This window comes from Adhaeribacter aerolatus (assembly GCF_007991635.1).
Classification (GTDB): Bacteria; Bacteroidota; Bacteroidia; order Cytophagales; family Hymenobacteraceae; genus Adhaeribacter; species Adhaeribacter aerolatus.
On the sequence record NZ_BJYS01000041.1, the window covers coordinates 15,638 to 30,540 of the forward strand.

5 protein-coding genes are annotated in these 14,903 nt (G+C 48.7%); all 5 read left to right on the plus strand.

Features of this window, described 5'->3' with window-relative positions:
* Positions 1 to 74: 74 nt before the first annotated feature.
* The 5 genes from AAE02nite_RS21320 to AAE02nite_RS21340 all read left to right on the plus strand — a co-directional run bounded on the left by AAE02nite_RS21320 (position 75) and on the right by AAE02nite_RS21340 (position 14,709).
* Positions 75 to 8,324: a T9SS type B sorting domain-containing protein gene (locus AAE02nite_RS21320; protein WP_146902897.1), complete on the plus strand. Its 8,250-nt coding sequence runs from the start codon at positions 75 to 77 to the stop codon at positions 8,322 to 8,324.
* A gap of 46 nt (positions 8,325 to 8,370) precedes the next feature.
* A complete protein-coding gene (locus AAE02nite_RS21325; protein ID WP_146902900.1) occupies positions 8,371 to 9,330 on the plus strand; it encodes a PorP/SprF family type IX secretion system membrane protein in 960 nt (319 codons plus the stop codon).
* A 365-nt stretch (positions 9,331 to 9,695) separates the two neighbouring features.
* Positions 9,696 to 11,072 carry a sigma-54-dependent transcriptional regulator gene (locus AAE02nite_RS21330; protein WP_146902903.1) on the plus strand — a complete coding sequence of 459 codons (1,377 nt, stop codon included), beginning with the start codon at positions 9,696 to 9,698 and terminating at the stop codon, positions 11,070 to 11,072.
* Complete coding sequence (locus AAE02nite_RS21335) at positions 11,062 to 12,414, plus strand: sensor histidine kinase (RefSeq protein WP_146902906.1); 1,353 nt, start codon at positions 11,062 to 11,064, stop codon at positions 12,412 to 12,414. Before AAE02nite_RS21330 ends, AAE02nite_RS21335 begins: the two co-directional genes overlap by 11 nt.
* Before the next feature lie 243 nt (positions 12,415 to 12,657).
* Positions 12,658 to 14,709: a M13 family metallopeptidase gene (locus tag AAE02nite_RS21340; RefSeq protein WP_146902909.1), complete on the plus strand. Its 2,052-nt coding sequence runs from the start codon at positions 12,658 to 12,660 to the stop codon at positions 14,707 to 14,709.
* The last annotated feature ends 194 nt before the right edge of the window (positions 14,710 to 14,903 follow it).

The following is a 14,903-nucleotide window of genomic DNA, read 5'->3' on the forward strand; positions in this document are numbered from 1 at the left end:
CACCAAGAAGAGTGAATTATTTCTACCCCATAGTCCATGATTAATGCCTTAGTTACAATATTATTTTTTTGTGTATGACAATAACCTTTACTCGTGCATCTTCTTTAATATATTCAACTTTATTGTTTTGGTTCCTGCAACTGATCGTTACTCAGGAATTGTGCGCCCAGGGCAATAATAGTACACCCACCTTTAATGTAGATTTAACCGGCGACCCTAATGGCACCTGGACTTCGGAAGAGCTAACCAGAAGAGGACAATTATGCGGAGCCAGCACCAATGATAACTGTGTTCAGTTTAATATTACGCTGGATAAAAATGCCGGTGGGCTAGAGTTTGTTATCCTGAGCGGACCTGTGCCGTCCGGCTCCATGGGTTACCAGTTGGAATGCGGCATTCAGCAGCGGGTTGGTCAGCCTATTTGTGTAGATGGTCCCGGACCGCATAAATTAACTTTATGTATGCCGGGCAATGCCAAAGGCAGTTTCCAGATTAAATCTATTGCGGCGTTTTACCCGGCAGCCGATGTTTCGGTAACCAAAGGGTGTACGGCGATGCTGGAAGCACCTGCGGCTTTTCGGGCAGCAACCATTACCTGGAAAGACATTACCGGCAGCGGACAATATGATAAATATCTGAGTTTTCCGAATGGTAAAGCAAACCCGGTTATTACACCCGATGCCGATGCGCCGGCCTTTATAGATTACCAGGTTTGCGGAACCTCCCAAACATCGGAATGTGCTACCCTGCCCTATTGCGATGTTTTGCGGGTATATTTACACCCGGAGCCCATAGTTACCATTGGGCCACAGCCGGCCATCATTTGCCCGGGTACAAACGGGGTTTTGTTAGAAGGAAATGTAATAGGCGGCAATGGCAGTTTTAATTATATCTGGACCGATAACAACGGTAACCAGGTAGCCACCACTAAAAATTATTTAGCCACCACTGCGGGTATATATCACCTGGAGGTAAGAACCGAAAACTACCCCAATTGTAAGAAATTTTCCAGTTCTATTGCGGTAGTAAATAATTTGGCGGTAAATGCCGGACCTGACCAACAGGTTTGTTCATTAAATAATGTAACGCTGGCGGGTACGGTAACCGGTGCTACCGGCGGTATCTGGAGCGGTGGTGCCGGAACTTTCCGCGCCGGGAATACAGCTTTAAATAATGTTTATGAACCTACGCCTGCCGAACTGCAACAGGGATTTGTTAAGCTCTCCTTAACTTCTACGGGTAATGGTTCCTGCCCGGCGGTTAAAGACGAAATACTAATTACTTTTTATTCGGTAGAAGTAAGTATAACCGGGCCTGCCATTATTTGTGCGGGTAGTACGGCCAGCCTTAGTGCCCAGGTAACTGGTGCCGAAAGCCCCACTTACGCGTGGAATAACGGTGAAACCACGGCTACCATTACAGGAAAGCCCGCCGGTACTTATACCGTAACTATCCGGGATGGGAATAGCTGTACCGTAACCAAATCCTTTACCATAACCGCAAAGGCTGGTCCATCCTTTTTGGGGGCTACCCTAAAAGCTTCTACCTGTGACGCCAGTAACGGCGAATTAAAGATAACAGATGTAGCCGGCGGCACAATGCCATACATGTATAGTAAAGACGGCACCAATTTCCAAAGCCCTACTGCCTTCACCGGGCTTTCAGCAGGAGATTATGCCATTACCGTAAAAGATGCCAACGGCTGTACTTTCGTTAGAAGCTTTACCCTAACCAATATTGCCGGACCAACGGCAGTAACTGCTACCGCTCAGGCCACCAGCTGTAAAAACAACGACGGCACCCTTACCGTGGGTACGGTAACGGGCGGCACGGCCCCTTACACCTATGCCATCACCGGCAGCGGTTTTCAGACTTCTACCGCTTTTACGGGACTCGCGGCTGGCACCTATACCGTAACCGCCAAAGATGCCAACGGCTGTACCATAACCACAACGGTTGCCGTCGGGATGAATATTCCTACCAGCTTTACCAATTCTACTACGGCTGCCACCTGTGGCAGTAATAATGGCCAACTAACTGTTACAGGTGTAATTGGCGGTACGGCTCCTTATACTTACAGCAAAGATGGCACTACTTTCCAGACCGCTGCTACTTTTACTAGTTTAATTGCCGGCACTTATACCATCACGATAAAAGATGCCAACGGCTGTATTATTTCCGGAACAGTACCAGTAAATAATATTGCCGGGCCATCGGATTTAGCGGCATCGGTAAAAGCTACTACCTGCGGCGACAGCAACGGCGAACTGAATGTAACCAGTACTACCAGTGGTACGGCTCCTTATACCTTCAGTCTTAACGGAGCTCCTTTCCAAGCCTCGGATAATTACACCGGCCTGACTGCCGGCACTTACCAGGTGCGGGTAAAAGATGACAACAATTGTATTTATACCGAAGAAGTAGTAGTGCCAAATATTGCCGGTCCTGCTTTTACGCTAACTACCCAATCTACCACCTGCGGTAACAGCAATGGCAGCATTGCAATTGGTACGGTTACCGAGGGCATCGCGCCCTACACCTATAGCAAAGATGGTACAAACTTCCAGTCAGGCACGGCCTTTACAGCCCTGGCCGCGGGCGAGTACACCATCACTACCAAAGATGCCAACGGTTGCCTGGCTACTAAAAAAATAACCCTGAATAATATTGCCGGGCCAACTAACGTAAACCTGACCGCTGCTGCCGCTACTTGTGGCAGCAGCAACGGGACCATTACGGTAGGTGTTGTAACCGGCGGCACGGCCCCTTACACTTACAGCAAGGATGGCACCACCTTTCAGGCAGGTACTTCTTTTACCAGTTTACTTGCCGGAGAACACACCATAACCGTAAAGGATGCGAACGGCTGTTTAACTTCTAAAAAAGTAATGATTAGTGATGTAGCCGGTCCGACTGATTTAACAGCCTCCTTCAAGGCATCTACTTGCGGTAGCAGCAACGGCGAATTAAGCATTACGAGTGTTCCTGGTGGTACCGCACCTTATACTTACAGCAAAGACGGCACTACTTTTCAGGTTTCGGCTTCTTTTACGGCCCTGGCAGCCGGGAATTATACCATTACCGTGAAAGATGCCAACGGCTGTACTTTCGTGAAAACCTTTACCATAAATAATATTGCTGGGCCAACAGCTGTAACAGCGGCTGCCCAACCGGCTACCTGCGCCGATAATGACGGCACTATTACGGTTGGTACGGTTACCGGGGGTACGGAGCCGTACAAATTCGCCATCAACAACGGCAGCTTCCAGGCAGGCGTAACCTTTACCGGTATGGCTTCCGGTACTTATACCCTTACCGCCAAAGATGCCAATGACTGTACCGTAACCACAACGGTCTCGGTGGGCAAAAATATTCCTACGGGCTTTACCAGTGCTACTACTGCTTCTACCTGCGGCAGCAGCAACGGTGGGTTTACCATTACGGGCGTAAGCGGGGGCACTGCACCTTTTACGTATAGTTTAACCGGCGGCAATTTCAGCCCTACCACCACTTTTACCTCTTTAGCGGCCGGCACTTACCAGGTGCACGTGAAAGATGCGAATAATTGTACTTATGCCGGCACCGTACAGGTAAGCAACATCGCCGGGCCTGCTTTTACAACAACAACGCAGGCTAGTACCTGCGGTAATAGTAACGGCCGCATCAGCATTAGCCAGGTAAACGGGGGCACCGCCCCATATACTTATAGCAAAGACGGCACCAACTTTCAGGCTTCCTTAACCTTCGATGGACTAAAAGCGGGGGAATATACCATGGTTATTAAAGATACCAATGGATGCCTCAGCTCCAAAACAGTGCAGGTTCAGGATATTGCCGGGCCCAGCAGCTTTGCCCTAATAATTACATCAACCACTTGCGGTAACCGGAACGGCAGCATAGCCATAGGTGCGGTAACCGGGGGCACGGCACCTTACACGTATGCTATAGATAATGCTACGTTCCAGAGCGCGGCTACCTTTAACGCCGTAGCGGCCGGCGAACATACCCTAACCGTACGGGACGCCAACGGTTGTACCGCAGTAAAACAGGTTCTTATAGAAAATATTGCGGGGCCGTCGGATTTAACGGCCAGTACTATTTCCTCAACCTGCGGCGGCAGCAACGGAAAACTGGAAATGACCGGCGTAACCGGCGGCACTGCGCCTTACCTGTTCAGCCGGAACGGCGGCACTTACCAGTCTGCCCCCACTTTTACAGATTTAGTTGCCGGTCAGCATACCATCACCGTTAAAGATGCCAACGGCTGCACGTACACCAAAAGCTATACCATCTCGAATATTGCCGGCCCGACCGCAATAGCCGCTACAGCCCAGCCTGCTACTTGCGCGGACAATGACGGTAGTATTACGGCTGGAGAGGTAACCGGCGGTACCACGCCTTACCAATATTCTATCGATGGTATTAATTTTAAACCCGCTGTTTTATTCGGCGGACTGGCGTCCGGCACCTACACCTTGCTGGCCAAAGACGCTAATGGCTGCTTGATAAGCCAGCCAGTAAGTGTTGGGAAAGTTACGCCTACCCAGTTTAGCAGCACCACGGTATCATCTACCTGCGGCGGCAACGACGGCAAAATAACCATTACGGGCATAACAGGTGGCACCGCGCCTTATTCTTATAGCTTAGGCGGCACCACCTTCCAAAACAACAATACTTTTACCGCCCTGAACGCCGGCGCCCATGCGGTAACAATAAAAGATGCCAATGGCTGTACTTACACCGGCCAGGTACAGGTAAATAATACGGGTGGCCCGGCCGATTTAGTAGCAGCTGTTAAATCAACTACCTGCGGTAGCAGCAATGGCGAAATAAATATTACCCGTGTGAGTGGTGGTACGGCCCCGTACACCTATTCTTTGGATGGCCTTATCTTCGGAAGTACCGCTGTTTTCACAGGACTGACCAAGGGCAAATACCAGGTAAGTGTACAAGATGCCAACGGTTGCCGGTATACCGAAGAGGTCGCAATCGTAGATTTAGCGGCTCCTACTTTCACGGCAACAGCCCATAATTCTACCTGCGGCGATAGCAATGCCAGCATTATCATCAGTAACATAACCGGCGGCACGGCACCGTTCAGCTTCAGCAAAGATGGCCAGAACTTCCAATCCGGACTTACTTTAAGTGGCCTGGCGGCCGGCGATTATACTATCACGGCAAAAGATGCGAACGGCTGCGTACGTACCGTTTCGGTAAATATCCAAAATATTGCCGGGCCAACTGGCTTTACGCTGGCTGCAACTTCCTATACCTGTGGTAGTAACAACGGTCAGATTAGGGTAAGTGCCATCGCAGGCGGAACCTACCCTTATACCTACGCCATCGACGGCGTAAACTTCCAAACAGCCTCTGCTTTTGAAACGGTGTTTGCCGGTGAATACACGGTAACGGTGAAAGATGCCAACGGCTGTATGGTTACTAAAAAAATAAGGGTTGATGATATTGCGGGTCCAAATGGATTAGCCGCTTCAGTAAAATCTACTACCTGCGGCAGCAGCAACGGCGAGTTAACCATCACGGGGGTAACGGGTGGCACCAGCCCTTACCTGTACAGCAAAGACGGTGTAACTTACCAGGCTGCCGCTACTTTCGGTACGCTGGCTGCCGGTGAGTACGCCATTACGGTAAAAGATGCCAACGGCTGCACGTTCGTAAAAACCTTTACCCTGAGTAATTTAGCCGGTCCAACAGCTCTGGCAGCCAATACCCAGGCCGCCTCTTGTGCCGATAACGATGGTAGCATCAGCGTTGGCAGCGTAACGGGAGGCACGGCGCCCTACACGTACGCAATTAATGGCCAGGATTATCAGGCCAGCGCTACTTTCTCGGCTTTGGCTTCCGGTAATTACACCCTCACGGTAAAGGATGCCAACGGTTGTACCGTAAGTGCACCGGTTATAGTAGAAAAAAATATACCTAGCGGTTTTACCAGCAACACAACTGCCACTACCTGCGGCAAAAACAACGGACAGGTTACCATAACGGCGGTAAATGGCGGTACCGTTCCTTATATCTACAGCCTTGATGGAACAACTTACCAGCAGGCGGCTACTTTCACGGCCCTGGCGCCGGGTGAATACCAGGTAAGGATTAAAGATGCGAAAGGCTGTTTATACACCGGCAAAGTGGAAATAAATAGCATTGCAGCTCCTGCTTTCACGGCTACCGCGCAGACTGCTACGTGCAGCAACGATAACGGCCGGATCAGTATTGTTCAGGTAACCGGCGGTACCGCGCCTTATACTTATAGCCTAGATGGCACCCCTTTTCAGGCCGTTACCTCTTTTAGTAACCTGGCTGCTGGTACCTATAATGTTACTCTCCGGGATGCCAGCAATTGTACTTATACGGTTTCGGTAAAAGTAGAGAATATTCCCGGACCTACCAACTTCAGCCTGACTGCTACTACTGCTACCTGCGGAAATAACAACGGCCGCATCAGCTTTGGCCGGGTAACCGGCGGCACGGCGCCATACAGTTATGCTATCCAGTCGAGTACGCTGAGCGCTAATCCGTTCCAAAGCAGTCCTGATTTTGCAGGAGTAGCTGCCGGCACTTACACGGCTACCGTAAAAGACGCAAATGGCTGTATCTTACAAAAACAAGTAGAAGTAGGTAATACGGCCGGTTTGGCCAACCTGCGGGCAACAGCTACCCCATCGGCCTGCAGTTCCAACACCGGCAGCATTATCGTAGAAGCGGTAAATGGCGGCACTACGCCTTACACTTATTCGGTGGATGGCGTAAATTACCAGGCATCGGCTTACTTTGCCGCCCTGGCTCCCAAAACCTATACGGTATATGTAAAAGATGCAACCGGCTGCAGCACATCGGCCAACGTAACGGTGAGCACCAATGGTCCGCAGGATGCAACTTTAGCTGCTACCCCAACCACTTGTGCTAGCAACAGCGGCACGCTTACGATTACCGCAGTAACCGGCGGCACGCAGCCTTATACCTACAGCATTAACGGAAATACCTTCCAGACATCAGCCCAGTTTACCAACCTGGCCGTTGGTTCTTATACGGTTACCATCCGGGATGCCGGCGGCTGCACGCTTACCCGCACCCAGGCGGTAGGAACCATGGGAGGCGCCAACGCCTTTACCATTATTACCACAGTGGCTAATTGTAGCGGCACCAATGGCCAGCTTACCATCAGCAACATCAGCGGCGGCAGCAGTCCTTACACTTATAGCATCAACGGCACTACTTTCCAAAACAGTGCTTCCTTTAGTAATTTGGCTACCGGAGATTACCGGGTGTCGGTTAAAGATGCCGGGGGTTGTGTTTATACCCAGGCTGCTACCATTACAGGCAGTCAGCCCCTGGCCATTTTGCAGGTAAGTGTAACCCCGGTAGGCTGCAGCCAGAGCAGCGGCCAGGTGCTGGTACAAAACGTAAGCGGCGGCGCCAGCCCTTACACTTACTCGCTGGATGGCGTAAACTTCTCTGCTTCCGCCACCTTCAACGGGGTGCAGCCAGGCAAATATACCCTAACAGTTAAAGACGCCGGCAATTGTAGCATTACCGCGGCCGTGGAAGTAACCAGCGTGAGTAGCTCTTTGGCGCAGGTGAAAGATGTAAGTTGCTTTGGAGCGACCGACGGGGAAATTGCCATTGCGGCAATCGGCATAACCGACGAAACAGCATACAGCATCGACAATGGGGTAAGCTTCCATAAAAAAGCGATCTTCTCTAACTTAACCAAGGGCATTTACCAGGTTATTACCCGCTTCTCAGCAACCTGCACCATTACTATTGGCCAAGTTGAAATAAAGGGGCCGGAGAAAATCCGGGCAACGGTAACTCAACTCACCAAAACCAGTGGGCAGGAGAACAACGGCAGTGCTGCCGTTACCGAAATAGCAGGCGGTGCGAAACCTTACACTTACCAGTTAGATAACAGCGGTTTTACCCCAAACACCGAGTTCAAAAATCTGAGCGGTGGGGCGCATACATTGCTGGTGAAAGATGCCAATGGCTGTACCACGTCGGTTGACTTTACCGTTGAAGCCGCTACCGGAGCCATCACCGACCTTGAAATTCCGAACGGATTTACGCCTAACGGTGATGGCATAAACGATACCTGGGCCATCAAAAACCTTTCCCAGTTGTACCCCCGCTGCAAAGTATCGGTGTACAACCGCTGGGGCAACCTGGTATTTGAATCGGTGGGTTATTCCTGGGAGTGGGATGGCACTTACAATACCCAAAAACTACCGGTTGGCACTTACTACTACACCATAAAGCTCGACGACACCAAGCCGGTTCTGAGAAAATCGGTAACCATTATGCGCTAATCCTATTCGGCACCAAACCATTGTTTCGAAAAAATCAATAATCTGAATGAAAAAATTAAGTATCCTGCTTTTCTTCTCGCTGCTGGCTACAGTGGCAGTTGCCCAGCAGAAAGCCCTGTACAGTCAGTACATGAGCAATTATTACCTGCTAAACCCGGCCGTGGCGGGTTATAGCAAAAACCTGAATTTCAAAATGGGCTACCGCAACCAATGGGTCGGTTTTGAAGGGGCTCCCTCTACCATTTACCTGAGCGGCGAGGGTGCACTTTTTCAGAACAGCCGCAGCCGTAAACGCCGCGGCCGAGGAACACAGGCCTTTCACGGGGCCGGCGGGCACCTGTATAAAGATGCCACCGGCCCTACCAGCCGAACTGGTATTATGGCATCTTATGCCTACCATGTACCGCTTTCCAATACCGTTTTTCTTTCTTCCGGCTTATCTGCGGGCGTACAACAATATCTTTTTGATGAAAACAAAATTCACCTCGCCGATAACTCCAACGACTTGGATCCGGTTACCAGCGGCGGCAGTCAGCGTGTTTTTAAGCCTGATTTAAATGTGGGCACTTACCTGCACGCCAGCGAGTTCTATGTAGGGGTATCGCTGTTTCAGGCCCTGGGCAATAAGTTATTTAAATTCGATGACACGGCCGTTCCCAGTCGCCTGGCCCAGCATTGGTTTATCTCGGGCGGGTATAACCTGGCGGTAGACAAAAATTTTACACTGGCGCCTTCGGTGCTGCTGAAATATGTAAACCCCGCGCCGCTCCAGGCCGATATTAACCTGAAAGGTATTTACACTTTTAATAATCGCCGTAAAACCGAATACGATGACCAGTTTTGGGCTGGGGTGTCTTACCGGACCAAGGACGCCGTGGTCGCGCTAATGGGGCTGCAATTTATGGAGCAGTACCAATTTAGCTATTCTTACGATATCACGGTATCGCCCATCAGGCACTACAGCTCAGGTTCCCACGAAATTATGTTTGGCTTTCGTGTTAAATAAATGATAGCGGTCCGAAGTATTAAAATATTATTCCGAATTTGAGTTTACCTCTACCTAACAACCCTTAACTAAAATGCCTTTCTGCCCACTCTTGACGGTCATAAAACGCGGCAAGAGGGGGCAGAAAAGCTACCATCTACGCTTTTCCGGCGCTGAATAAATTTACTTTAGCATCAAGCCAACTCCTATATTTTCTTGTGCCACCCGGACTTTATGCCCTATCGAATATTCCCCTATTTGCCACTAAGCAGCTAATAGGCTCGGTTAAAATCCATAATAATTGCCATTACCCCGCCTTATTATTACATTTCGCGTGAATTTTTGTATATTGTTCTGATTTTTTCCATCCCTGATAAAACTAACCCATGATTTCCAAAAATGCGCGCGTGCTGGTAGTAGACGACGAAAGCGATGTGCTTTTTGCGGTAAAAATGCTGCTTAAAACCGAAGTAAAAGAGGTCGTAACCGAAAAAAATCCGGAAAACCTGACGTCGCTGTTAAACAAACAAAACTTCGATGTTATTTTCCTGGATATGAACTATAAAAGTGCTTTAAACACCGGCAACGAAGGCTTTTACTGGCTCAACCGGATTCTGGAGCGCGATAAAGAAGCTACGGTTATTATGATTACCGCTTATGGTGATATTGGTACGGCTGTGCGGTCTTTGAAAGAAGGCGCCACCGATTTTATTGTAAAACCCTGGCACAACGATAAACTTTTGGAAGCGCTGGAAACCGCCTTGCAGAAAAAGGCTGGCAAAGGTAAAAGCAATGCAGGTGCGCCTAAAACCGCTGGTACCCTACCCGGCTTTGATATGCTCGGCGAATCGGAAGCGATGCAGGATGTGTTTCATAAGATAGATAAAATTGCGCCTACCGAAGCCAATATTTTAATCCTCGGCGAAAACGGCACCGGTAAAGAACTAGTGGCCCGTGCGCTACACCAGAAATCGTTCCGCTCGGCCAAACCATTTATTACCGCCGACTTGGCTGCCATGAGCGAAGGCATTTTCGAAAGCGAACTATTCGGGCACAAGAAAGGCTCTTTTACCGATGCGAAAGAAGACCGGGTGGGCCGATTTGAGGCGGCTTCGGGCGGCACGTTGTTTTTAGATGAGATTGGGAATATTTCGTTGCCGCAGCAAGCTAAATTATTAACGGCTTTGCAAAACCGGCAGGTTATTCCGCTGGGCAGTAACGCTCCAATTCCGATTGATATTAGATTGGTATCGGCTACCAACGTACCTATTTACGAACTGGCCGCCAAAAACCAGTTCCGCAAAGATTTAATTTACCGCATTAATACCGTAGAAATTACCTTGCCGCCCTTGCGTGAGCGCGGCGACGATGTGCTGATGCTGGCGAAACATTTTGCCGGAATTTATGCCGAACGCAACCACAAACCTACCCCCGATTTCGACCCGGCTACCTTTAAAAAACTAAAGCAGCACACCTGGCCCGGTAATATTCGGGAACTGCAGCACGCCGTGGAGCGGGCCGTAATATTGGCCGAAGGCAACGTACTGAAACCGCAGGACTTCAGCTTCTCGGCCATGGAACAGCCCGTGCCGGTTACCGGCATACCGGTAATGGCGGATGGCCCGCTGCAATTAAACGAAGTAGAAAAAACCACCATTTTACGGGTAATCGAACGCAACAACGGCAATATTACCAAAGCCGCCAAAGAACTAGGTATTACCCGCACCGCCCTTTACCGCCGCCTCGAAAAACATGACATTTAAACGCCTCGAAATCGGAATATTTATCCGGCTGATTCTGCTTTTTGGCCTGATGTACGTAGCCGTTTATTACCTGGTGCACCCTTCGTACGTGCAGGTAATATTTGCGGCCTTTCTGATGGTTTTGCTGGTAGTGGAATTGGCGGGTTACGTAACGCGCAGCAACAACGAACTGGCTAAATTTATTCTGGCCGTTAAGTACCGCGACTTTTCGCAACAGTTTAACGAAAAACACACGAATCCCTCGTTAAAGCAACTGCACCACGCTTTTAACCAGATTAACAACACGTTTAAGCAACTCAGCTCCGAAAAAGAAGCCCAGTACCAATATTTGCAAACCATTCTGGAACTGATAGATACGGGTATTATTTCGTACGACGCCGAGGGCCAGGTAGAGTGGGTAAACGAATCGTTTAAGCAAACCATTGAGCTACCTTTCCTCAAAAATATTCATTCCCTACGCAAACGGAACGAGGTTTTGTACGAGGCGCTCATGAACCTGAAACCTGGCAACAGCACTTTGGTGAAACTAACCATCGGTAAAAAAACGATGCAGTTGTTATTATCGGCTACGCTGTTTATGCTGCACGGCCGGCAACTAACGCTGATTGCGTTTAAAAACGTAAGCCACGCCCTTGATGAGACTGAGACCGAAGCCTGGCAAAAGCTGCTCCGCGTGATGACGCACGAAATCATGAACTCCGTAGCGCCCATTGCCTCTTTAGCCGATACGCTCCGCCGCCACGTGCGGCTGGAAAAAGAAAAGGTAACCGAACCGCCCATGTACAATACCGACCTGCTCGACGATGTAGACGAAGGCATTGGCATTATTCAGCACCGCAGCGAAGGCTTGTTAAAGTTTGCCCAGATTTACCGCAATTTCAGCAAAATAACCAACCCTAATTTAACTACGGTTTACGTAGCCGAGCTCTTTAACAGCATCAGTGCGCTTTTAAAACACCAGCTCGAAGAAAAGAATGTAAAATTAGTTACTACCGTTACGCCACCCGATTTGGTTTTTCAGGCCGATTCGCAGCTCATGGAGCAGGTATTAATTAACCTGTTACTGAATGCCGCCAAAGCCGTACGCCACCGTGAGAACCCGGTAGTGCAACTGGTCGGCCGCATCGGCGAAAACGAACGCGTTGCTATTGATGTCATCGACAACGGCACCGGTATTCCGCCCGAGTTGCTCGACAGCATTTTTATTCCGTTCTTCACTACCCACAAAGATGGTTCGGGCATTGGCCTGAGTTTAGCGAAACAAATAATGCATCTGCACAAAGGAAATATACAGGTAGAATCTGTGGAAGGTGAAGGAACGGTGTTTCGGTTGCAGTTTTAGTTGTAGTAAGCCAATCGGGAGATTGGCTTACCGGAATATGCGTAGAGCGCTGTGCTAACTCCACGCATAACGAGGAGATTAGCTTTCTGATAAATGCGTAGCGCGTTGCGCTAACGATACGCCTAACCTGAAAAAGTGAATATGCTAAACCAATAGAATAAAGCGTTTTTATATGGCACTTTGGTATTTAAATAACCAACTACCAACTTTGCCTTTAAATCTTTTTTAAACTAAACCTAAAAGATGCTGAAACACCCCATTAAAATTTCAGGGATTGCCTTTCTGGCAGCAAGTTCCCTCTTAACCGTAAGCTGCAACAAATCGGGCACTACGGCGCAAAACAAAGAATTGCACTCCGGTATTATTCGCACCAACATGGATACCACAGTAGCCCCCGGTGATAATTTTACGGCTTACGTAAATGGCAACTGGGTAAAGAAAACCGCTATTCCAGCCGATAAATCAATGTACAACGTTTTTCTAATTCTCAACGACAAAGTACAGGAAGATGTAAAAGCAATTATTGAAGCTTCGGCTAAAGGCGATTTTAAGGAAGGTTCCGAAGAACAAAAAATCGGTAATTTGTACGAGTCGTACATGGATACAAAAACCCGCGATGCATTGGGCACAAAGCCCCTGGCGCCGGAAATGCAGAAAATCCAGGCGATTAAGGATTACAAAGATTTAGCCGGGTATTTTGCACACGCTAACAAATACGGCCTCCTGGTGCCGTTTAGTGTGGGCGTAATGGAAGACTTTAAAAATCCGAAGCAATATATGCTGTATACCTGGCAAGGCGGATTGGGCTTACCGGAGCGCGAATATTACTTCCTGAATGATGCCAAATCGAAAGACACCCGCACCAAGTATGTAGCCCACATCGAGAAAATGTTAACGCTGGCCGGAATTGCCGATGCCAAAGCGAAAGCAGCTAAAATAATGGACCTGGAAACCCAATTAGCCGCCAAGCACATGAAAAAGGAAGATACCCGTAACATTGTGGCGCTTTACAACAAATACGCGGTAAAAGACCTGAACAACTTAATGCCCGATTTTGATTGGAATACTTTATTGCAGCAAACCGGCGCCAAAGAAGACAGCATTGTAATTACGCAGGTAGCTTATACCAAAGATTTAAATAATATTATTAAAAACACTTCCCTCGATACCTGGAAAACTTACCTGCAGTGGGGCTTAATTCACGCGGCCGCCCCTTATTTATCAACCCCGCTGGACCAGGAGAATTTTGAATTTTACGGTAAAACCCTGAATGGTACCCAAGAACAGCGGCCACAGTGGCGACGGGCTGTAGATGCGGTAAACGGCAGTTTAGGCGAAATGGTAGGCAAAGTGTACGTCGAAAAACATTTCCCGCCGGAAGCCAAAGAACGGATGGATGCCCTGGTGAAAAACTTGTTAAAAGCTTACGAATCGAGTATAAAAGAACTGGATTGGATGAGCGAAGATACCAAAAAGCAGGCGCTGGATAAATTAAGCAAGTTTACGCCTAAAATTGGCTACCCGAAAAAATGGCGCGATTACTCCAGCCTGAAAATAGCCGCAGGCGATTTATTCGGCAATATTTTGCGGGCGACCGAGTTTGAGTACAACCGCAACCTGAATAAACTAGGTAAACCCGTCGATCGCGACGAATGGGGCATGACACCTCAGACCATTAATGCTTATTACAATCCGCCACTGAACGAAATTGTTTTCCCCGCCGCTATTCTGCAACCTCCCTTCTTTGACATGAACGCCGAAGATGCCGTTAATTACGGTGCTATTGGGGGCGTTATCGGGCACGAAATTGGTCACGGTTTCGACGACCAGGGCAGCACCTTTGATGGTAACGGCGTAATGCGTAACTGGTGGACCGAAAAAGACCAGCAGGAATTTAAAAAACGGACCGGCGCTTTAGAGCAGCAATACAACGCATTTAAAGTATTTCCGGATTTAACCGTAAACGGTGCTTTTACCTTGGGCGAAAATATCGGCGACCTGGGTGGATTGAGCATTGCTTTGAAAGCCTACAAAGCCAGCTTAAACGGCAAAGAAGCACCCGTACTGGATGGCTTTACCGGCGAGCAACGGGTATTTATTGGCTGGGGACAAGCCTGGCTGAACAAAGCGCGCGAAGAAGCGTTGCGTAACCAAATAAAAACTGATCCGCATTCACCTGCCAATTTCCGGGTAAACGGCGTAGTCCGGAACGTGCCGGAATTTTACACCGCCTTTAACGTTAAACCAACCGACTCTTTATATTTAGCCCCGGAGAAACGTGTTAAAATCTGGTAAGTAATCTGGATTAACCATAAATAGAATAGCCTGTTTATCTGCATAAACAGGCTATTCTATTTCTAATAGCAGGTTTAAAAAGCCGGAAGGAGAATTATGTTCCTCCAATCCAACGCATTAAACTACTTTTCCTAAATGGTATTCCATAGATGGGTTGATATTTTATCTTTTGAAAGATTCCATCTTTCAAGGTG

What these genes read in the sequence shown, in the direction of transcription:
- AAE02nite_RS21320 (WP_146902897.1), top strand. Translation starts at nt 75, where the DNA reads ATGACAATAACCTTTACTCGTGCATCTTCTTTAATATATTCAACTTTA.
- AAE02nite_RS21325 (WP_146902900.1), top strand. Translation starts at nt 8,371, where the DNA reads ATGAAAAAATTAAGTATCCTGCTTTTCTTCTCGCTGCTGGCTACAGTG.
- AAE02nite_RS21330 (WP_146902903.1), top strand. Translation starts at nt 9,696, where the DNA reads ATGATTTCCAAAAATGCGCGCGTGCTGGTAGTAGACGACGAAAGCGAT.
- AAE02nite_RS21335 (WP_146902906.1), top strand. Translation starts at nt 11,062, where the DNA reads ATGACATTTAAACGCCTCGAAATCGGAATATTTATCCGGCTGATTCTG.
- AAE02nite_RS21340 (WP_146902909.1), top strand. Translation starts at nt 12,658, where the DNA reads ATGCTGAAACACCCCATTAAAATTTCAGGGATTGCCTTTCTGGCAGCA.